The 20,075-nt window shown below is 54.6% G+C and carries 20 protein-coding genes; 5 read left to right on the forward strand and 15 right to left on the reverse strand.

Translation table 11 applies throughout. The features are described from left to right. The 6 genes from PG062_RS15625 to PG062_RS15650 all read right to left on the reverse strand — a co-directional run. On the reverse strand, positions 1 to 251 hold a 251-nt coding region (locus PG062_RS15625), incomplete at its 3' end, for a transposase (protein WP_270752988.1). 218 nt (positions 252 to 469) lie between these two features. Continuing rightward, complete coding sequence (locus PG062_RS15630; protein WP_270752989.1) at positions 470 to 1,981, reverse strand: recombinase family protein; 1,512 nt, start codon at positions 1,979 to 1,981, stop codon at positions 470 to 472. Positions 1,982 to 1,994: 13 nt separating this feature from the next. Continuing rightward, entirely contained in the window at positions 1,995 to 2,369 is a 375-nt protein-coding gene (locus PG062_RS15635) for a helix-turn-helix domain-containing protein (RefSeq protein ID WP_270752990.1), read from the reverse strand. A 106-nt stretch (positions 2,370 to 2,475) separates the two neighbouring features. Further along, a complete protein-coding gene (locus PG062_RS15640; RefSeq protein WP_270752991.1) occupies positions 2,476 to 3,213 on the reverse strand; it encodes an ABC transporter permease in 738 nt (245 codons plus the stop codon). Positions 3,214 to 3,223: 10 nt separating this feature from the next. Beyond that, positions 3,224 to 3,940: an ABC transporter permease gene (locus PG062_RS15645; RefSeq protein WP_270753006.1), complete on the reverse strand. Its 717-nt coding sequence runs from the start codon at positions 3,938 to 3,940 to the stop codon at positions 3,224 to 3,226. A 1-nt stretch (position 3,941) separates the two neighbouring features. Further along, the gene (locus tag PG062_RS15650) at positions 3,942 to 4,874 is read right to left on the reverse strand and encodes an ABC transporter ATP-binding protein (protein WP_270752992.1); all 933 of its coding nucleotides are present in this window, start codon (positions 4,872 to 4,874) and stop codon (positions 3,942 to 3,944) included. A gap of 228 nt (positions 4,875 to 5,102) precedes the next feature. Here PG062_RS15650 and PG062_RS15655 point away from each other — a divergent pair, with 228 nt between their 5' ends. Next, positions 5,103 to 5,801, forward strand: a complete 699-nt coding sequence (locus PG062_RS15655; RefSeq protein WP_270752993.1) for a response regulator transcription factor — start codon at positions 5,103 to 5,105, stop codon at positions 5,799 to 5,801. A gap of 12 nt (positions 5,802 to 5,813) precedes the next feature. Next, the gene (locus tag PG062_RS15660) at positions 5,814 to 6,731 is read left to right on the forward strand and encodes a sensor histidine kinase (protein WP_270752994.1); all 918 of its coding nucleotides are present in this window, start codon (positions 5,814 to 5,816) and stop codon (positions 6,729 to 6,731) included. 31 nt (positions 6,732 to 6,762) lie between these two features. Here the strand turns inward: PG062_RS15660 and PG062_RS15665 are convergent, their stop codons facing one another. The 3 genes from PG062_RS15665 to PG062_RS15675 form a co-directional block, all read right to left on the reverse strand. Beyond that, the gene (locus PG062_RS15665; protein ID WP_270752995.1) at positions 6,763 to 6,906 is read right to left on the reverse strand and encodes a hypothetical protein; all 144 of its coding nucleotides are present in this window, start codon (positions 6,904 to 6,906) and stop codon (positions 6,763 to 6,765) included. A gap of 90 nt (positions 6,907 to 6,996) precedes the next feature. Beyond that, positions 6,997 to 8,220: a plasmid recombination protein gene (locus tag PG062_RS15670; protein WP_270752996.1), complete on the reverse strand. Its 1,224-nt coding sequence runs from the start codon at positions 8,218 to 8,220 to the stop codon at positions 6,997 to 6,999. A 433-nt stretch (positions 8,221 to 8,653) separates the two neighbouring features. Then, positions 8,654 to 8,977, reverse strand: a complete 324-nt coding sequence (locus PG062_RS15675) for a replication initiator protein A (protein ID WP_270752997.1) — start codon at positions 8,975 to 8,977, stop codon at positions 8,654 to 8,656. 328 nt (positions 8,978 to 9,305) lie between these two features. Here PG062_RS15675 and PG062_RS15680 point away from each other — a divergent pair, with 328 nt between their 5' ends. After that, a complete protein-coding gene (locus PG062_RS15680) occupies positions 9,306 to 10,553 on the forward strand; it encodes a DUF6076 domain-containing protein (protein ID WP_270752998.1) in 1,248 nt (415 codons plus the stop codon). Positions 10,554 to 10,611: 58 nt separating this feature from the next. Here the strand turns inward: PG062_RS15680 and PG062_RS15685 are convergent, their stop codons facing one another. The 6 genes from PG062_RS15685 to PG062_RS15710 form a co-directional block, all read right to left on the reverse strand. Then, a complete protein-coding gene (locus PG062_RS15685; protein ID WP_270752999.1) occupies positions 10,612 to 11,595 on the reverse strand; it encodes a hypothetical protein in 984 nt (327 codons plus the stop codon). Continuing rightward, positions 11,592 to 13,043 (reverse strand): efflux RND transporter periplasmic adaptor subunit, encoded by a 1,452-nt coding sequence (locus PG062_RS15690; protein WP_270753000.1) that lies wholly within the window; start codon positions 13,041 to 13,043, stop codon positions 11,592 to 11,594. The genes PG062_RS15685 and PG062_RS15690 overlap by 4 nt, the downstream gene beginning before the upstream one ends. Positions 13,044 to 13,069: 26 nt before the next feature. Beyond that, a complete protein-coding gene (locus tag PG062_RS15695) occupies positions 13,070 to 13,933 on the reverse strand; it encodes a carbohydrate ABC transporter permease (RefSeq protein ID WP_408611422.1) in 864 nt (287 codons plus the stop codon). Continuing rightward, positions 13,930 to 14,448 carry a hypothetical protein gene (locus PG062_RS15700; RefSeq protein ID WP_270753001.1) on the reverse strand — a complete coding sequence of 173 codons (519 nt, stop codon included), beginning with the start codon at positions 14,446 to 14,448 and terminating at the stop codon, positions 13,930 to 13,932. The genes PG062_RS15695 and PG062_RS15700 overlap by 4 nt, the downstream gene beginning before the upstream one ends. 21 nt (positions 14,449 to 14,469) lie before the next feature. Next, positions 14,470 to 15,348, reverse strand: coding sequence for a carbohydrate ABC transporter permease (locus PG062_RS15705; protein ID WP_270753002.1), 879 nt, complete (start codon positions 15,346 to 15,348; stop codon positions 14,470 to 14,472). Positions 15,349 to 15,414: 66 nt separating this feature from the next. Then, positions 15,415 to 17,691 carry an ABC transporter substrate-binding protein gene (locus PG062_RS15710; RefSeq protein WP_270753003.1) on the reverse strand — a complete coding sequence of 759 codons (2,277 nt, stop codon included), beginning with the start codon at positions 17,689 to 17,691 and terminating at the stop codon, positions 15,415 to 15,417. Between the two features lie 180 nt (positions 17,692 to 17,871). Between PG062_RS15710 and PG062_RS15715 the strand changes: the two genes are divergently transcribed. Both PG062_RS15715 and PG062_RS15720 read left to right on the forward strand, forming a co-directional pair. Further along, positions 17,872 to 18,570, forward strand: coding sequence for a response regulator transcription factor (locus PG062_RS15715; RefSeq protein ID WP_270753004.1), 699 nt, complete (start codon positions 17,872 to 17,874; stop codon positions 18,568 to 18,570). A gap of 82 nt (positions 18,571 to 18,652) precedes the next feature. Then, entirely contained in the window at positions 18,653 to 19,882 is a 1,230-nt protein-coding gene (locus PG062_RS15720; RefSeq protein ID WP_270753005.1) for a sensor histidine kinase, read from the forward strand. Positions 19,883 to 20,075 lie beyond the last annotated feature (193 nt).

The following is a 20,075-nucleotide window of genomic DNA, read 5'->3' on the forward strand; positions in this document are numbered from 1 at the left end:
TCCTGCGGAACATCGATATCCATGCTGCCATAGCTGCTGTTTACACGTTTTGATTTATATACATTGCGGTAATCATCGCTATCAGATCGTTCAGATTTCTGGTAGCCAAGATGATCATCCATTTCTGCTTCCATCATCTCTTTGATGGTGCCGCCAAGCAGATCCTTAAGCGCATCCTGGATATCTTCAGCGGTTTCAATATCATACTCCTGAAGAAGTTGCTGAATGATGTTTCGCTTTCCTTCTGTCATTACTACTTTGTGTACAGGTTTCTTTTCTCTTCTTGCTATAATAAAGGCCTCCTATGATTTATATTTTACCATAGAAGACCTTGCTGTTATTAGCTATTTACAGAAAAAGTTTCACACACTCCCGCGGGCTAAGGAACGCCGCACTGTGGCGTTCCTTACGGCACTGCGTGCCGCCGCCCTGTTCGAGTATCCCTAACGGTGCACCAGATCGTGCCTTCTTAAAATAGAGCAACAAAAAAACGCCCTACACTTTCGTGTAAGGCATTCTTTGGTGCACCATTCCCATCCAAAAACGAACTAAGTACTTCTTCGAGGGAGACTTTTCTTCCGCTCTCCTGATAGTTGAAATTCACCACGATACGGTCATCGAACAGATAGATGGAGTTGACAAAGCAATCGATGACCTTTTCCTGAAAGGCGATATCCGCCGGGTCGCCGTGGCGGAACTGATCGAACCAGAATAGAATCTGTTCCCGGGTGATGGGCGGCTTTTCGATCCGCTCCTGCAGGATGCCGGTTTCCAGCGCTTCACGCTGCTGTTCCAGCTCCTCCATCCGCGCCTTGGTGGCGGGCGTCAGGATGCCCTGCTCGATGGCCGCCACCAGATTGTCTATGCGGCGCTTCACCTCTTTTAGCTCCGCCTGCAAAACCGGCAGGCGGGTGTTTTCCTTGCTCTGGTATTCCAGCAGCTTGTCCGCCAGCAGGTCGATGACCCGGTCATTCAGCACCTTCTCCAGCGCCGTCTGCACCACAAACTGTTCCAGCGGTTCCTTGCGCACCGGCTTCAGGCTGCAAACCTCCTTGCCGCTGCGTTTTCGGGTGCCGCACTTATAGTAACAGTGGACCGTGCCCGTATGGCTTCTACCGCTCTCCCCCGCCATCATGGTGCCGCACTTGCCACAGAACAGCTTGGTAGTCAACAGATAGTGGACATCCGCCTTGTTGTGGGCCGGTGCCTGACGGTGAATTTCGCACCTTCGCTGCACCGCATCGAAGCAATCCGGATCGATGATGGCCGGGATAGCATCCGGTATGACGGTATCCTTATAGCGGTATTCGCCCAGATACCGGCGATTTTTGAGCAGTGTCTGGAAGCTGTTCTTGGTGAACGGATTGCCCCGGCTGTTGCGGATGCCGCGGGCGTTCAGCGACTCGATGATACTGCGGATGCTTTCCCCCGCCGCATACCGCTGGAACGCTTCCTGCACCACCGGCGCGGTGGCCGGATCGATCTGGTAGCGATGCTCACTGTCAATGCGGTAGCCCAGCGGCACCGGGCCGCCGTTGAACTTGGCCTTTAGGGCGTTCTCCTTGTGACCGCGGCTGACCTTCTCCGCCAGCTCCGCCGAATAGTACTCGGCCATGCCTTCCAGCAGACTTTCCAGCATGATACCTTCCGGCGTGTTGGAGATAGGTTCCGTCACCGACACCACATGGACCCGGTTGTTTTTGAGGATGCGTTTATAATGGGCCGAATCGTACCGGTTGCGGGAAAAGCGATCCAGCTTCCACACAAGCACCGCCTCAAAGGTATGGGTGGCGCTGTCGTGGATCATCTGCTGGAACTGCGGGCGGCTGTCGGTTTTGGCAGACAGTGCCCTGTCAATGTAGGTCCGCACCACGGTGATGCCGTTCTGGTCGGCATACTCCTTGCATTCCCGCAGCTGGCCTTCGATGGATTCCTCCCGCTGGTTGTCGCTGCTGTAACGGGCATAGATTACGGCATTCATGGCGTGCACCTCCTTATTTGTGCTTTTCTTCTTCTCCCATATTGAGGATCATCTGTTTCAGATGGCGGTTCAGCTCACTGCCCGGTGTGAAGCAGGCTTCCACGAACTCGCCCCAATCCGGTTTGCGCTGTACTACCTCCTGCGCCCCCTCCGGCGTGACACAGACATACCGCCCGCGGGGGTCTTCACACAGGCCGAAGATATAGTCCAGCGATACATTAAAATAGGTAGCATACCACACCAGGATGCGGTAGGGTGCCGCCGCCCGGTCAGTTTCGTATCGGTTGATGGCGGCCTGGTTGGTTCCTGCCAGCGCCGCCAGCTGGGCCTGGGTCAGCCCCGCATCCTTGCGCAGCACGCGCAGACGGGTGCCTACGGATACATCCATGGAAAGACCTCCTGCAAAATTCGTTAATTCAAGTATAATCGAATTTTGGATTTATTGCAAGAAGTATTGTCCACTTAGGCTTCCGAAAGCACCTGATGCCACAACTTTACTGCAAAGCGTCCCTTTTGCTCAGCCGATAAATCAGGATGCCGGATATCGTACCGCACAACGCCATCGAAATCACACTGAGCAGGATTTCCGCCGGGGTGGATTCGTAATACCCGGAAAGCGTGAACGCAGCCACCAGCGGATACAGTTTGGATATGGTTCCCAGGTTTCCCACAAAGATCGTGATAAGGGAGTAAACTTCCGCTGCCAGAAGGCTGAGCCAGTAATCCAGCTTTTTTTCGGTAATGAAGCAGATAATAGGCAACACTGCGAAGAAAACGCAAATTCCATCCACCAAATAGATTTTGAGATAGTGCCAAAAAATCGCTGCCGTAAGGACCTGGGCATGAAAAGCCATCTCCACGGCAAAGGCCGCCAGAAACAGCACAAAATAAGTTCCCACGCTGAAAACCAGAATCACCATGACCTTGGCCACTACCATCTTGCCCATATTGACCGGAATGAGCAAAAGTGACTTCAGCACATCTTCCTGGCTCTCCCGGCAAATGATATAACTGCCAAACAGCGCGATGATGCCCGGCAACGCATACATCGTTCCCAGGGACTGTACCCCGGTCAGATACCATTCCGGTTCCATGCCATACGCTTCATTTCCTCCGGCGAAAAAGCCCTGGGCTGTCACAATGACCAGTACCATGCAGAGTCCAAACAGTGCCACAAGCAGCATACGGGAACGGCGAAGTTTTTTCAATTCTGTCCAAATCATAACCTGCATTGTGTTTTCCTCACTTTTCCGAAAGACCATGATAGGCGTAGATTCCAGACGCCACCGCCCATCCTCCAAAACAGAGTACGGCAAAAAACGGCTGATAGGCACAGGGCATTATTATATTGGGCAGATCTCTTGAAATACAAAGGATGGCACAAGCAGAGGGAATCAGGTACGGGTTCGTCTGAGCCACGATAAAGCCCAGAAAAGCATAGATAATCGCTGCGCAGCAAGGCAGTAGGTACCCCTTGTGCGATACCGCCAGCGCCAGAATCGGGATAACCGCCACCGCTTCCAGAACTGCAGCTTCGATTCCCTTATACAGAACGAATGCCATCATTTCCCCGTTCCAGGAAAGGAACCCGAAGGCCAGCCCGAATGCAAAGGTAAATGCCACCGCCAGCATCATAAAAGCAAGGGAAACCGTCAGAACGACCACCCACTTGGCAAAGAGATATCCTCCCTTGCTCACAGGGATGATCCACAGTTGTTTCAAGACGTCACAGCGCTGCTCATTATATACCAGCATAGATGCCAAAACGCCCAGGATGGCAGGCAGAATCAGAAAAATATTAAAGGAAAACAGCGCCTGCTTGTATAAACCCATATCCGTCAGATAATCAGGATGGGTGGCAAAGTAGGAGAAGGTAATCGCCGGCAGCACCAGAGAGAGCAACGGCAAGACCCGTAAAAGTTTCCAGCGCCGCAGTTTGGAAAACTCGACGCGCACCACATTAAGCAATGCCCTCGCCTCCCGTGATTTTCTTGAAATAGTCTTCCAGCGTATCGTCTTTTTCCGCCAGTCCCGAAAGCCCCACGCCCTGCAACGTGAGTTCCCGCACAAGTGCCTCCCGGTCGATGGTGGTTTTAAAAATTTTGACGCTGGTTGTATCCTGAATGGAGTATTCCCCGACCTGCAGAGCCATCTGCTGTTCCAGAATGCGGGCCGTTGCCGCTGTATCGGACACCTGCAGCAGAATATATTTCTGGTTTTTCTTTTTCAGTTCCTCCATCGTTTCCTCTTCCAGCAAAACACCATGGTCCAGAATGCCGATATCATCGGCCAGCATGGAAATTTCCGAAAGGATATGGCTTGAAACCAGGATGGTCTTTCCCTCTTTTTCGCTGAGGGAGCGGATAAAGGCCCGTACCTCCGCAATCCCGATGGGGTCCAGGCCATTGGTAGGCTCATCCAGGATCAGCAGTTCCGGGTCATGCATAATGGCGTTGGCAATCCCCAACCGCTGTTTCATGCCCAGCGAATACTCCCCAAAGAGCTTTTTGTCCTTATAGGGCAATCCCACCACCTGCAGGGCGTGCTCCACTGCGTCAGGGCGGATCGTTCCCCGCAGCTTGGCGAAAATTTCCAGATTTTCGGTCCCTGTCAGATTGGGATAGAAACCAGGTGTTTCGATGATGGCACCAATACGCTGAAAGACACCGCGTTCTCTGCGCTTCACCTGCTCTCCGAACAGCAGCGTTTCGCCGGAGGTAGCCGGCATCAGCTGTAAAATCAACTTCATGATGCTGGTTTTCCCGGCGCCATTCCGTCCCAGCAGGCCATAAATATGGCCTTTGGGAACGTGCAGGCAGACATCGTTGACAGCGACCTGTTCACCGTATCTTTTGGTCAGGTGCCGGGTTTCAATGGCATAGGATTCTTTCATGGTAAACCTCTTTTCCTTGTTCTGGTGAGGGAGAATTCTTGGAACTTGTGTTCAGTATACGCTCAAAATCTTACTTTCGCCTTATCAGAATCTTAACGAAATCTTGTTTTTCCCTCAAAACAGAGAAAAGGCCGATTCCGAAATTTTCTCAAAGCCCGGAACGTGATACAATATATACAATAGCCTCCTATGGCTGTGTTTACGAACTTCCAAACTGAGGACGGACCCATGAAATATATTCTGACGATCGACGATGACGAAGCACTGTGCAAACTGGTGAAGAAATGTATCGAAACGGAGCAAGTTCCCGTATATACTTTTCTGCGTGGGGAGGATGCGCTTTCCTTCTTCTATCAGAATCAGAGTGACTGTGTTCTGGTCATTCTTGACATCATGCTTCCCGGCATGGATGGATACAGCGTTCTGGAAAAGGTTCGGGCTGTGAGCAACGTACCGGTCCTGATGCTTACCGCCAAAGATCAGGAAGAAGATAAGGTTGCCGGACTGCAGAACGGTGCAGATGACTATCTGACAAAGCCCTTCGGCCTGGCAGAATTGACGGCCCGCGTGAACTCTCTGGTGCGCCGGTATACGAAGTTCAATCCCCACCACGAAGAAAATCAGCGCCTTCGTTTTCACGATATGATCATCGACCCGTCAGCTCATTCGGTGGAAGTACAAGGAAAGCCGGTATCTCTGACCGCCAGAGAATTTGACATTCTCCTCTTTCTGGCCCAGCACAAGGGACGCATCTTTACCAAACAGCAAATCTATCAGAATATCTGGAAAGAGCCTTATTACCAGGATGACGGCAATATTATGTCGATCATCAGCAAGCTGCGCAAAAAGATTGAGCCTGATCCCGAGCACCCCTTTTATGTACTGACGGTGTATGGCGTGGGCTATCGCTTCAATGAAAAGGCATAAGGGAGAATATCTATGCTGTCCGTGATTTGTATTTTGTGTGTGGCGCTGGCCCTTTGGCTTGCTGCAACGCTTTTTCTCTGGCACCGGGAGCTTCTGGAAATCCAGAAAGCCCTGGAAGATATCGGAGCCGGAAACCTGAACCGCAGGATCGTAACCCGCGGTCCTCAAGCGATTCGATCCATTGGCTACGGCATCAACAAGATCGTACAGCAAAACCAGCAGAGCGCTATCCAACAGAAGCGCCACGAGCAGGCCTATAAACAGCTGATCACCAATCTTTCCCATGACATCAAGACACCACTTGCCTCCCTGACAGGCTATTTGGAAGCCGTAGAAAACGGACTTGTGGTGGGCCAGGAGAAGGAAGAATATCTGCAGACCGCCTATGAACGGGCCGGTGCCCTGCGTTCCTTTGTGGAAAAGCTCTTCGAATGGGTCAAACTGGATGCAGGCGAACAGAAACTGCAGATAGAGCCGCTGGATCTCTGTGAGATTTCACGGCAATATGTTGCCGAATGGATCGGCCCGCTGGAAAGCAGCGGTTTTTCCTATACGATTGAGATCCCGGAAGAAACCTGGCTGGCAGATCTGGATAAAAACGCCTACAAGCGTATTGTAAACAACCTTTGTGAGAATGTGCTCCGGCACAGCCACGGCACGCAGTTTCGTTTCTGTCTGGTCCCTGACGCCCGACAGGCAATGATCCGTATTTCCGACAATGGCACAGGCATTTCTGCCGACGATCTTCCTCACGTTTTTGACCGGTTATATCAATGCGATCCTTCCCGAACAACCCCTGGAAACGGCCTTGGCCTTTCCATAACCAAGGAACTGGTTGTTGCTATGGGCGGTACCATTCAGGCACAAAGCTCCCCTGACCACGAAACGACATTCACCATCTGTTTTCCTAAAGCAAAAGCGTTGCCATAAGGCAACGTTTTTTTGCCATCGAGCCTTTCTTTTACCGGCGATTTTTCTTCCACTCCTCGAACAGCCGTTGTCCCTCTTCCGACTGGTAAAATGCCTGGATTTTGGGCAGCAGGAACCGGGCGAAACGTTCCAGCTCCTGCTGGGGTACGCCGTCCTCCCGGTTCTTAGCGGACACCGCTGCCTGTACTGTTGTCTTCTCCTGCCGTTCTTCCGTAGCGGCTCCTTTCTGCAGGGCTGTCCCCTGCTGCCTTACTGCGTGTTTCTGTCATCGGTCCTGACCCTTGGCCCGCTGGCGGCGCTGCTGACGGTTCAGCCCCTTTTCTTCCTGTTGACGGCGGCAGATGCCCAACACAAACGCCTGCACCTGCTCCGGTGCCACCCGCATGGCTTCCCGGTAGGGACGGGTCTCGGTGAGCACCGCATCCAGCTGTTCCTCACAGCGATGGAGGCGCTGGCGCAGTTCCTGTCCTCTCACCGTGCTTTGCTGCAGCTGCATCCACAGACTGCGGTTTTCCGCCTGCAGCTTGCCGCTGGCCTTTGCCATCTCACATAGCGTCTGAAAATCCTGCACCGGTAATTCCACCCGCTTTTCCAGTACACCTTTGGTTTTGGCCCGCTGCTCAATGTCCGCCACATCGCGGATCGAGCTGGAAATGTTCTTCACCTGGGAGATAAGCTCCTTCTGCTGACCTTGCAGCTGTTTGGTCTGGTCAGACAGTTCTGCCACTGTCTGACGGTCCTTCTGGACCTTATACTCCAGCACATTCAGGTGTTCGGCATCGCTGCCCTGTACGCCGCGCTCAAAGTCGGTGAAGCCCGCCTGCCGCATGTGCTCGAAGAATTGCGTTTGCAGCAGGCTGTAGGAACTCACCAACCGGGGCTTCCCATTCTTTTTTAGCACAGGCTGTCCCTGCTCGTCGGTCATGGGGACCATCGGCCACTTTTTGCTGTGACTCACCTGCATGATCGTTTCCCGCACAGTGCCCCGCAGCGCCGGGTCCTTGCACCGCTTGGACCAGCGGATCTGCTTTTCCACCACCGGCAGGTAAACAACGTGGAGGTGATAGTGGAACACATCCCTTCCCAGCCGGTCACTGGCTTCCCGATTGCGCTCGTCGGCGTGCATGACCGCGGAGATGATGTACTGTTCCCCGCCCGCGATCTCCTTGGCCAGCTCGTACACCTCGGCGTAGAATTGCTTGGCATACTCATAGCCACCGTGGGACTCAAAATAGTCGGTGTTCACATCAAACACCAGCTCGTCAAAGACGTAGGCGTCCGGTTTCAGCCCTCGGGTGGAAACGACGCCTTCCTCCACCATCCGGTCAAATTGCTGGGCGTAAGTAGCTGCCTCGCAGGGCTTAAAGGTCACATTGTTGCGGCTGTATTCCAGCAGCACATCCGGGTTGGAGTACACTTCGTTCTTTCGTTCGTTGTGCCGTTCCCGCACCGAAATAGCATTTTTACGGTAGCGCTCATTGCGCACCACGGTCCGATGGATTTTGCTGATAGGCGACTCCTTTCCTGGGTACGGTTCTGCTACGGATGGGGTACGCAGATGCTTTGCAAAGCATCTGACCCACTATGACACTTTCCGGCGCTGCCGGCAAAGTGTCAGTGGGCCCGCTGCGGCGGGAGGGATGGGGATACGGCTGCCAACCAAAATCGGTGTACCATCCTTCCCGGTTTGGCCGCCGTCGCAACGGTTACCGTGTCTGCGGTTGCCTCTGGAAGCCAGGCACCACAGCCCTCGGCCATCTTTTGCAAAACGCGGGGTGTGGAATTCTTTCTCTATTTCTCTTTTAGTTAGATAGTTCATTCTATCTTTATCGTGTCGGTTTTTCCTGCGGGTCAGTGTCGGGAAAACCGTCAACTGCCTGTCCTTTTTTCCGACAGGTCAGGCCGGATTTTCCGACGGGTGGTTACAGCTCGTTGGGTTCCTTGGGCCGGGGCAGATTGAGATAATACCGCCGTGCCTTCCCGTTTGACTGCCCTGGCACCGGCTCCAGCAAACCGCAGCGTTCCAGGGCGGCGAACAATCCGGCGGCTTTTTCCCGCTGGCAGTGCAGCAGCCGTCCGGCACTGGCCCTTGAGAGGCTCACACAGGGCCTGCCGTCGGCTTTCCAGTGCCCGGTGGTATCCTGGGCTGATAACCGCAGCAGCCCCAGCAAATGGCCGTACAGCAGCTTGCTTTCGCCGGGAAGTCCCCGGTAAGGTTCTTCCGAGAGAAGGCTGGACGGGATCATCAGAAAGCTGTCGATACGGTTCAGGTTTTCCTCTGCGGGAACGAGTTCATGGTTCAGATGGCACCTCCTTGGGTTATGGGTGGGTGGCGGTTTTTGGCTTCTGGCATCCCTCTTTTCCGGTTGTTTTTGTCCTCGGAAAATGTTCGACTATTTCATCATAGATTCTTCCGACACATACAGCATACAATGCCTTGCAGTCCGTTTCAAGATGTGTTAGACTGTTTTCATGTTAGATGATTCACACGCTTTTCTCGGCTGTTTCTGAAACACAGAAAAACACAGAGCCATTTTACGCCCACTATGCTCCAACACAGGATGGTGACGAATTTTGAACTACCAGACGTACCTTTTCTTTGAAGGCCGCACCGAATATATCCAGGGCTATGACACGCCCCAGCACACATATCCGCTGGGCTCTCTGGTGTTCGGTGTCCTGGACCTGGATGCAGCCCCCTATCTGGAGCGGGGCCGCGCATTGCTGGAAAAATTCCGGGGCGTAAACTTCCCGGAAGATCAGACCATGCAGCAGAGTTTGGCAGCCCCCGACACCTGCGTATATTACCAGGTGGCTTCCGTTTACCATGACTTTGCCGCCGCCGTGCGGCAGGTTTCCCCTGCTCTGTTTGATCTTGTGGAGGGCTACACGCTGGCCACCTTCCGTCGCAATGAGCGGGAGCTGAAAGCTACCCAACATAGCGTGTTGCAATTTATACATACTGGAAAAAATGACAGTTCGTATACGTTTGATGAATTGCGCGCCAGAATGTATCACCTCGGCGAGTTGGCCATGACCAGCGACATCATGGAAGGGTTCTGCCGGAACTTTCCGGAGTACACAGACCAGATGAAGATCTTTATCCAGCGTGATACCGGGGATGCCTCTCTGTGCCGGACAGCGTTGTCGGTATTGGAATCCTTTGTGGCGCTGCTGCAGAAGTTGGTGGACGGCAAAACAGATCTTCACCAACTGATCGAGGCTACACTGGTAGACGAGGACGGCCGCCCCAGAACAGAGCATGGCCAGCGCCCTTCGGAGCTGCTGGTGGAACTGGCCGAAAATGGCGATTCGACCTACCAGAAATATCACGAGCTGGAGGACGACATCCATATCCAGACCCGCTACAAACCGCCCACAGACAACAAAAAAGGCGGCATTTCTGCCGCCACGTTCTACGCGAGCGATACGCTGCCCGCGTTACTCTTTTTGGAATTTGTTCAGATGTGCGCCCAGGACCTGCCGGTCGCCGTCTGTGAAAGCTGCCACCGGCTGTTTGTTCCCTTCTCCAGCCGCGCCAAGTATTGCGAGCGGGTACTGGACCCGGAAACCGGCGCCACCTGTAAGGATATTGCCGCCAAGATGGCCTATGCCGAGGAGCTGAAGGGCAACAAGGCCAAGGAACTCTACAACAAGATGCGCAACCGCTACCAGATGCGCTGCTCTCGTGCCCCCAGCAATCAGAAAATGCGAGATGACTACAACGCCTGGCGCAAGCAGGCGCAGATGGCGTTGAGTAAGTACCAGTTGGGGGAGGTAGACTGGGAGGAATTTGAGGAGATTATTCGCAGCGACCTATAATGTCTCTCCTTGTTGGAGAATCAAATCCGCCTCCTTTTATGGATGATGACAACGATTTTCAATGCAATTTTTTCAGTTCCAGTAGTAGTGCCCCTGCCAACAGTCCCAGCAGGCAGCCGCCGAACGCAAGTATTTGGGTACAAATCAGATGATCCCGAATCGAATTTGTCAATGATACAAACGCCACCAGGCTTTGCTGAACAAGATTGCCCAAATCCATCCAGAAATTCATATCCGACCATCGGCTGGGAACCAACCAGCGAGGCAAAGCGGCCAAAAGATGCGGCAGTGCCAGTGCTGCCATCAGAAGCAGAGCAAATCCAGTCACCTGACGCCCCATTTTTCCAAGAGGGGCCAGTCTCCACAGCTGATGCAGGAATAGCAGTGCAGCAACCCCCAATGGTATCCAGGCGACAGCATTTATGATCTGACGCAATGTGCCTGTTGGCAGCAACACCGTGTCGTTTTCCGAAAGTCCGGCACTTTGCAGAAGATTCTGCATTGTTCCGCGGGGGTTGTTTCCGCTCTTGATTTCTAGGGACGCGGCTGTATAACCAGCATCCGAGGTAGTCACATCCGGGCAAATCAGAAAACATTCTTTTCCTTCCACCACACCGGTGATACGACGTTTTCCGTCATCCACCATCAGCTCCAATCCTGTCACTTCACGACTTCCAAACAGGGCATCTGCCAAGCCGACACTGATTGCACATCCATCCCACTGTTCTGCCCCGGGTGCACTCCCGTACAGATAGGCCGCCGGGAAGCAGAGGGTCGGGCTGCCACAAACGGAAATGCGTTGTGCCACAGAACTTCGTCCCAAATCCGTCGTAATCGTTTCTGACTCTTCTTTCCAGAGTGCGAGATTGAGGCCGAGATCTTCTGCTGCCTTGCTGAGTGAGTTAGCTTGTAAGACAGAGACCGGCTCTTTAAACCGCAGCTCATATCCCTTTGCGGGAAGATTTGCCGCTAAAGTAAACAGTCCCCCAACTGCGAATGCGATCAACGCCCACCCCAATATCGTGAATATCCATTTTTTCATGATGCCACCCGAACCCAGGCACCTTCTGAGAGCGGTTTGTCCGCGCCGGTGACTACCTGTCCGCTGATGCTGCCGGAAACCGCTGCCATACCATCGCCCTGTGCCTCAACCGTTACCGGAAGTCGGATCAGTACATTCTGTGTACCCAACAGCGTGGATTGCTCTTCCACCAAATAGACAAACATACCAGAGCTGTCTGTTTGAATTGCGGTGGCTGGAAGGCATTGTTCGTACTGCCCTGCGTTCAGTTTGATTTCCACAGTAGCACTTCCCGCTTTCCATTCGCCGGAGTTTAACATGGCGGTAATTTGTATACTTCCATCTTCCGATGGTTCGGACAAAGCCGTAATGGTTGTCTGCATAGATTGACTTCCTTGCTTCACAGTGACCTGTGTTCCCACCGTGGCAAGGCGAGCCGACTCCTGCTCCAAAGAAAAGGTCAGTACACTGGCAGCGTTCTGATCTGCAAGAAGACCTGCCACAGATGAACTGTTTTGCCCTGCCACAAGATTCAGCTGCGTGAGTGTTCCATCCATAGGAGCTGAAAAAATGCCGTCCGCCGCCTCCAGTTCCTGCAAAGCCGACAATTCCGCGCGAGCAATGTCCAGTTGAGCTTGCGTCACAGCGGCTTGTGCCTGGTTGGACGCATTCGTCTTTTCAATGTCCTCAGAGGACTGGTTATAATTATGTGCGGCGCTGTTGCGGGCATCCTCATAGCTCTGGGCGGTATCCTCCGCGGCTTTGTTGGCGGCTGTCGCACTTTCCTGTGCCGCGGCAAGGGCCGACTCAGCAGCATCCAGCACAACTTGTGCATCGGCTATTTTCTGTTGCCGCTCCGCCTCTGCACTTTCGGGAGTAGCAACAGGCTGGTTCTGCAGGGCATTCAGTGCATTTTGGGCCGCATCCCGCTGCTGCCGCGCTTTTTCAATCGCATCTTCACCGTCCTGCCATGTTTTCTGTGCATCGGAATAGGCTCGTTCCAGTTGCTGTTGGGCTTGCTGGAGTGCAAAACTATCTGCTTTGTCCGGATCGGAGAGTTGCATGGCGGAGACTTCCAGCTGTTTTACTTGGGCCTGTTTGGTTGCCAATGCCTGCTCCAGGGAGACCTCATCAAATCGGGCAATGGCATCTCCTTTTGAAAGGGCCTGCCCTGTTGTAGCCGTTACCTGTGCCACCAACAAACCTTCCGGGGCAGTAAGAGGTGTACCTCCCTGCACAGAAATGGTTCCTGATGCCGTACTGCTTTGGGTGATCGAGCCTGCGCTTGCCTGTCCCAAAGTCACTCTGGGCATACTGGCTCCGGCGATCCCCCGAGCTGTAAGCGTAAGGATGAGCATAACGGCAAAGAATTTAACTACCGTACCGAGGCGCTCAGCTTGCTTGGGATCGCTGTTCTTCCACGCGTCGAACGCGGTGCGAATACGATAGAGCGGAAATCGAAACTTCATGGAAATATGTCCTTGCAATCCTTGTATTATTCTTTTAAGCCGCTTGCCTGAATTCCCAGTTCCAGGTATTGTTGCCCAAAGCGGAAAATCAGTACAGCAGGTGCCAACATAATAAGGCTAGCTGCCATGGCGGTGGCCAACGTCTGACCATTGGCATCGTTGAAAGAGGCCAGATAGAGGGACAGCGGCCATCGGGACGGATCTTTCAAAAATGTCATGGGCTGCTCGATGGCGTTCCACCCTTCCAGAAATGCCAGAACCATCGCGGAAAGTATGCCTGGCATTCCCAAAGGCAGTCCGACGTGCCAGAATGTACGAAACGGGCCGGCACCATCCAAAGCCGCAGCCTCCAGCAAAACCATGGGAACTGCGTCGAATCCTCGTGCCATAATGAATACTGTAAAGGCGGAAAAGCAGCCAGGCAGAATCAAAGCCCAGTGCGTATCCAGCAGCCCCAGCTTATTGAGTACCAGATAGTTGGGTACCATCGTAACCTGAAAAGGCAGCAGCATCAGGATCATGTACAGGTTCATACAAATCCGGCGGCCACGAAACCGTAACCGGGACAAGGCCCAGGCCGCAGGGGTACAGAAGATGAGCTGCCCCAGGAGCTGGGGAAACACCTGGATGCAGCTGTTCCAGAACATGGCAAAAAACGCAGGGGTATCCAGGAGCAGTTCCACCATGGGCTGCAGGGTAGGCCAACTGGGCAGAAGTTGCCACCGCACCGCCTGGGCTGCGCCGTCGTGCAAAGCCGGGCCGATGGTTGCCGCCAGTTCATCCGCCGGGGTCAGCGCCCCAAAGAAGAGAAACCACAGCGGCCACCAAACGCTCAAGGCCATCCATCCCAGCGAAACCGTGAGCAGCGCACGGGTCACTGCGGGTTTCACGGGTTCAGAATGGCAACGGTATCCGCCGTGAAACCGCTGTCCGTATTGATGCCGGTGATATACACAAAGGCCTTTGCCTGCACCATATCGGCGGAACCCTCCGCCTGACGGGAACTGCCATTTCCGTCTGCATAAATGGCAATATACCGGGTATCATCGGTACACATCACGGAAAACCAGGAGGAGGCTCCTGCTTCAGCCATAACGCCTACGCTGGCATTCGCACCCAGGCGCTCGACAACAGTCGGAGAAAGAGTAAAGCCTGTATCCGTCATCTCCACCACAGACCCGGTGTAATCTGCCGACGCAGGGTCAAAAAGGGATTTTTCCACAGCCTCGGAGGATTCCGCATCCGGTGCCGGGGTGATGATTGGCGTGGCCGTCGGTTGAGCCGTGCTCTCTGTGTGAGGCGCATCCGGCTCCACAGAAGAGGTGCTGTCGGAAGCAGCCCCACAGCCAGTCAGAAAGAATACGCAGGCAGCTGCAGTAATCACAAAAACAGAAAATTCCTTCATAACCAATCCTCCTTTAGGGAATTATTTGTCCCGGGTCCAGATCCGCTGCAAGGCCAGGATCAGGCCGGAAAGGGCCAGCGCCATGAGCACAGCGGCCGCGGTCAGGCGGGGCAGATCCAGGGACAGAAACCAGTTGTTGAACAGATGCTGCAACAGATACATACTTTCGTGGGGGTAGTTTCCTCCCACCAGGAAAGCCTCGCGGAAGGCTTTGAAACTGTTGAGCAGACTCAGCACACTTACCAAAGTCAAGGTGGGCAGCAAGTTGGGCAGTGTGATGTAAAAAAACTTCTGCCAGGCATTGGCACCGTCCACGGAAGCAGCTTCATACAGGTCAGCGGAAATCCCGTCCAGTCCTGCCAGCCAAAGGATCATGTCATAACCGGCATTTTTCCAGACGTAGGTGAACACCAATACCCAAAAGGCAGCCTCCGTGCCCATAAAATCCACTGCGTGCCCTCCCAAAGAGCAAATCAGCCCATTCACCAGACCATTTTTGGCAAACAATACCTTCCACAAAATCACGATGCTTGCCACGTGGATCGCCATGGGAAGGAGGAAACTGGTGCGGAATACTTTGCCGCGCCAGGTATTCTTACCATTCCGCTGCTTGGCCACAGCCTGCACGCCCAGGGCCAGAAACAGGCTGCACAACAGAAGGATCGGCACACAGGTGCTGAGAAACCGTACCGTATTGCGAGCTGCCAGTTGAAAGGCTGTGTTTTCCAGCACAGACTGATAATTGGCAAGACCCACAAACTTTTTTCCCAATGCATCGCAAAAGCTGCGCCGGACCGTTTCTGCAAAGGGGACCAACATAAAGGCTGCGGTCCCCAGAAGGCTGGGCAGCAGGAACAGGATAGCGGCCGGGCCATCTGAATTGCGGCGGGATCTGGGCATGGTATGCCGCCATGTATGCCTGTGGGGCGGCAAGGCGGGGAGATTGCTCGCAGATTTTTTCATGGCTTATCCCTGTTCCGCAAACCGCAGCGATAGATCACTGACTACGCCTTCCACCGCCTGATCCATCGTTTCACTGCCGGACAGCAGCGCCTTGGTGTGGGCAATCAGGCTGTCCTGCAGGGCTTCGTCCACCACCACAGGGGTGGAAAGCTGCGCCAGCAGCTCTTCAAAGCCGCCGGTATAACCGTTATCCTGCATGGCCGGCATATTGCGATCCAGTGAGATCTGCATGCCTGCCTTCGTCACCGGCATGCCGTCCTCCTGGAAACTGCCCTGCACCTCGTCACTGAACAAGGCTTTCAGGAAGGCCCCCGCATAGTCCGTCTGATCGCTGTTGGCGGAAACCGCCGCAAAGCAGGAAGGCAGGTAAACGCCCTGGCAAAGTCCCGGCTGCAGAATGGTCTGTCCGGAAGCACGCTGTTCCGAGTCGGTGGCCCCCAGCCAGGAGGGGGTCGTCATGCTGCCGTAGCCGAATACAGCTCGGGATGTCTGGGCATATTCCGACATTCCCGCGTACCAGACGATGGTATCCAGACCACCGAAATTGCCTGCCGTACCGCTCATGGTATCCTGCTCGGGGTAGTCCGCCATGTTGTAGTCCTCTCCCACCGTCTGGAGAAACGCCATCAGATCGCGCAGCTTCGCTTCATCCAGGCCGTCCGCCGTGAACAGCGCAGGCTGGGAGGTCTGCAGGGCGAACTGCACCAGGCTGTCCACGCTGTCAAAGCCCAGGGCATACCGCTGGGACTCGTCCAGCGGTGCCCAGCTTGCTTCCGCCGGGCGCGGTGCATATTGCTGTACCAAGGCCGCCACATCGTCCAGGGTGGAGACGCCATCCAGTGTGCCGGCTGCGCCATGCATGACCGGAACCGTAAAGCGAGCGGGCAGCGTAAAGAGTTTTCCGTCCGCATCGGTATAACGATCGGTCACAAAATCATAGAGACTGCCCGTATCCACCATCCCGGACAGATCCAACAGCAAGCCACTGCCGGAGAAGGATTCCAGATCCGCACCATCCAGAATCAACAGATCCGGGCCTTCCCCCGCCAGAAGCTCGGTGTTCAGCGTCCGCAGGGCATCGTCTTTCGTCAGTCCGGCGCCTTCCTGCAGGGCCACTTCATACTCTACTGCACAATCGGGATTTTGCTGGGTAAAGGTTTGTATCGCAGCACGGACGGTAGCATTTTCCTCCAGGCTCCAGACTTCCAGCGTGTTGGCCGGGGCCGAGAGCGTCGGATCAAAGGAATACCGGTACAGCTTTGTCTGCATGGAGCCGTCACTGACAATGGCCAGATAGCTGCCGTCCGGGGCGCAGCACAGCTGAGAAATGTAATTGCTGGAAAGAGACAGCGCCGTGCCGGTGCCGTCCACCACCTGCTCACGCAGGCTGCCTCCCTGTGCCTGCCGGTAGATGCCGGTCCTATCGGCATAACAGATGGAGCCATCCGTTCCCATGGCAGCCTGGGCGCTGTACGGGTCCGACAGAAATCCTGTCTGCACCGTCTGGGTGGTGCCGTCCTGATCCGCCCGGCAAAGATCTCCGTTGGAAGAGAAATAATAGAGGAACGAACCGCTTTCATCACCGGCCGGCAGGATCCCTGCAATGTCATTGTCGCCGAAATAGTAGTTTTCACCGGATGCATCGGCTCCCGCCCCCATCCAGCTCTGGTTCCCGCTGCTTACCTGTACCCAGCTTTTTACCTTTTGGGCATCCACATCATAAAACAGAATATTTCCCGGCAGAGAAACACCCGGTCCGCCTGACGGGACAGCCACCAGGGTTCCATCGGGCAGGAACCCCATCTGGTTGAGATAGAAATTCCCCCCGTCCACGCCCAGGTCCAGCTGAACCGGGTTGCCGTCCGATTGTACGACCCACAGGGTGGAGTCGGTGGTTGTAAACGCCACGGTGCCGTCCTGGCGGGCAGCCCAGCGTGCCAGCGTGCCTGTTTTTTCGGCCCAGTCCAGAGTCTCAGACTGCCAGCTGGCACCATTATCCGTGGAGGTGAGACGGACAGTGACCGGCATATCGGTACTCTCATCCCGGGCATACAGTACAAGACTGCCATCTGCCAGTGCGGCAGGCGCCGCGCCGAGTACCAATCCGGAGGAAATTCCGTCAGCCTGCCGTTCCACCCAGCGTCCCTGGGGGACCGCGTCCGTCTGGACGGCGCTGGAATCGGAGCCGGATGCACCTGTGCCGGATGCGGTGCAGGCGGCAAGAGAAAACATCATCATGCCTGCCAGAAGCGAGGATAGAATCGTATGTACAGATTTCATGGTTGCCTCCCGACAATTGTGTGGATTTTGGAATACCGGCATTGTAGCAAAACAATCTGGAAAAAACCTGAAAAGTGTTTTCAGGTTTTTTTCAGACTGGCTGTGTAGACTAAGAATGTTCATATAATAGAGGTATACTGGATTGATAGAAACGACGGTTATGGCGGGAAGGAAATACCCATGCGAATCTTACTGATTGAAGACGACAAGGCGCTTTGTCAAGTTTTACAGCCCACATTACAGGCAGCAGGATTTGCCTCCGATTGCTGCCATACAGGTGCCGATGGTTTGCATCTTCTCAAAACCGGATACTATGATGCCTGCATCCTGGACAGGATGCTGCCAGAATTGGACGGCCTTACGCTGCTCAAAAGTGCCCGGGCCGACGGCATATCCATCCCCGTTCTTATGCTCACTGCTTTGGGGCAGATCGGTGACCGTGTGGAAGGTCTGGATGCCGGTGCTGACGATTATCTGGCAAAACCGTTTGATAACCGTGAACTGCTGGCCCGGCTGCGTGCGCTGGTCCGCCGGCCGGCGGATCTGCATGAGACCGCCCACCGGATTGCCTGTGGCGATCTTGTCCTAGATACCGCCCAGTTGACTTTGACGGGGCCTTCCTCCACTGTGACGCTCAGCCGCCGGGAATGTGACCTGCTGGCGGCATTTTGTCGTGCGCCCGGCCTGCTTCGGGCAAGGGCAGTCCTGTTGGGCAGCGTGTGGGGATCGGCGGCCGAGATTGAGGATTGCAGTCTGGATAGTTATATCTGTTTCATCCGGCGGCGTCTGACTGCCGTCGGCAGCCGGGCAGTCTTACGGACGGTACGAGGCGCAGGCTACCGCTTTTTGCCTGATGGTGAGGAAAACGCTCATGCTTAAACACCTCCGACGCCGCCTGACAATTCTGTTCAGTATACTCACCGCTGCTGTGCTGGCGGCAGCGCTGACGGCGACCTGCCGCATGGCCCAAATCGAAGCAGTTTCCGGAGCGGACCTCGTGTTTGCCAATACCGTCTCGGCAATTGAAGATGCTGTAACCGAGAACAATCTGGTTCGTGACAGTTGGCTGGCGAGTCAGGAAGCCGCTGGCCGCTTGGTTCTGTATATGGAGGACAATGGTCACCCCCTTGTATTCTCCGGTGGGTGGACACCTGCCGATGCGCGCACCACACTGGTGGCGCTGGCCAGAGAACAGGCAGTCTCTGCCGGGCTGAATCCGGACAGACTGCACCGGCAAAAGGTAAACTTTTCCTTGAACGGCGCACAACTCAGCGGCTCCTACACCTGTACCGCAATGCTGTTGCCCAGTGAACAGATGTCAAGTGCGGTTCTTCTGTACATTATCCGGGATATGGGCCCCTTGCATGACCGCCTTTGGGCCATGGTCTGGCAATATACAGCCCTGTGGGCTGCGGGTGCCTTGATACTGGCATTTCTCTCCCATTGGATGGTGGATCGTGCCCTGCGCCCAACCGCCCAGGCAATGCAGAAACAGCGGGAATTTGTAGCAGCTGCGGGCCATGAACTGCGCAGCCCACTGACTGTGCTGAAGGCAAGTCTGCAAGCGGCGCAGGCTCCCGAAACAGCCCATCTGGCTCCTCAATTTTTAAGCCATGCCGCATCGGAGGTGGACAGGCTTTCCCGTCTGACAGAGGATTTGCTGATTTTGGCCGGCGGTGATGCAGGGGTACTGCGTACCTCCCTGGCGAAAATCAGTACTGACACTTTTTTGGTGGAACTCTATGAAAGATTTGTCCCGGTAGCGCGTGACCACGGCCACTCCCTCACGCTCCACCTGCCAGACAATCCCTTGCCCGCCCTGCACGCAGATGCACAACGGCTGGAGCAGCTGTTCGCCGTCTTGTTAAACAACGCATTTGAGTATTCCCCTGCTGGCACTCCCGTGGAAATTCTTGCGGAGCTGCCGCCTTCCGGTGGTCTGCACATCGCAGTAGTGGATCACGGCCCCGGGGTCCCCGACGCAGAAAAACACCGTATCTTTGATCGGTTTGCCCGAGGAGACCGCAGTCGGACCGACAAAACGCATTTCGGCCTTGGCTTGGCCGTTGCCAGTCAAATTGCCTCCTTGCACGGAGCGATCCTGCGTGTACGGGACACGCCCGGAGGCGGAGCCACCTTCGTGGTGGAGTGGCGTAATAATCATGTTCTGGACAGATCCAGCTTTTCGTAAATACAGAATGCTTTCTGAAACAGCAAAAGCCTTGCAGCGAGAAATTTCCCGCTGCAAGGCTCTTTCTATTTCATATTCATAGACTGCAGATAAAAAACAAATCCGAACGCACCCTCAAAAAGAAGTACGTTCGGATTTGCTTGGTATGGTGCACCATCGGGGACTCGAACCCAGGACCCACTGATTAAGAGTC

This window comes from Gemmiger qucibialis (assembly GCF_027689445.1).
GTDB lineage: Bacteria > Bacillota > Clostridia > Oscillospirales > Ruminococcaceae > Gemmiger > Gemmiger qucibialis.

Excerpts from the sequence above, each read along its gene's own strand:
- PG062_RS15630 (WP_270752989.1), bottom strand. The coding sequence starts at position 1,981 with ATGAATGCCGTAATCTATGCCCGTTACAGCAGCGACAACCAGCGGGAG.
- PG062_RS15635 (WP_270752990.1), bottom strand. The coding sequence starts at position 2,369 with ATGGATGTATCCGTAGGCACCCGTCTGCGCGTGCTGCGCAAGGATGCG.
- PG062_RS15640 (WP_270752991.1), bottom strand. The coding sequence starts at position 3,213 with ATGCAGGTTATGATTTGGACAGAATTGAAAAAACTTCGCCGTTCCCGT.
- PG062_RS15650 (WP_270752992.1), bottom strand. The coding sequence starts at position 4,874 with ATGAAAGAATCCTATGCCATTGAAACCCGGCACCTGACCAAAAGATAC.
- PG062_RS15655 (WP_270752993.1), top strand. The coding sequence starts at position 5,103 with ATGAAATATATTCTGACGATCGACGATGACGAAGCACTGTGCAAACTG.
- PG062_RS15660 (WP_270752994.1), top strand. The coding sequence starts at position 5,814 with ATGCTGTCCGTGATTTGTATTTTGTGTGTGGCGCTGGCCCTTTGGCTT.
- PG062_RS15675 (WP_270752997.1), bottom strand. The coding sequence starts at position 8,977 with ATGATCCCGTCCAGCCTTCTCTCGGAAGAACCTTACCGGGGACTTCCC.
- PG062_RS15685 (WP_270752999.1), bottom strand. The coding sequence starts at position 11,595 with ATGAAAAAATGGATATTCACGATATTGGGGTGGGCGTTGATCGCATTC.
- PG062_RS15690 (WP_270753000.1), bottom strand. The coding sequence starts at position 13,043 with ATGAAGTTTCGATTTCCGCTCTATCGTATTCGCACCGCGTTCGACGCG.
- PG062_RS15700 (WP_270753001.1), bottom strand. The coding sequence starts at position 14,448 with ATGAAGGAATTTTCTGTTTTTGTGATTACTGCAGCTGCCTGCGTATTC.
- PG062_RS15705 (WP_270753002.1), bottom strand. The coding sequence starts at position 15,348 with ATGCCCAGATCCCGCCGCAATTCAGATGGCCCGGCCGCTATCCTGTTC.
- PG062_RS15710 (WP_270753003.1), bottom strand. The coding sequence starts at position 17,691 with ATGAAATCTGTACATACGATTCTATCCTCGCTTCTGGCAGGCATGATG.
- PG062_RS15715 (WP_270753004.1), top strand. The coding sequence starts at position 17,872 with ATGCGAATCTTACTGATTGAAGACGACAAGGCGCTTTGTCAAGTTTTA.
- PG062_RS15720 (WP_270753005.1), top strand. The coding sequence starts at position 18,653 with ATGGCCCAAATCGAAGCAGTTTCCGGAGCGGACCTCGTGTTTGCCAAT.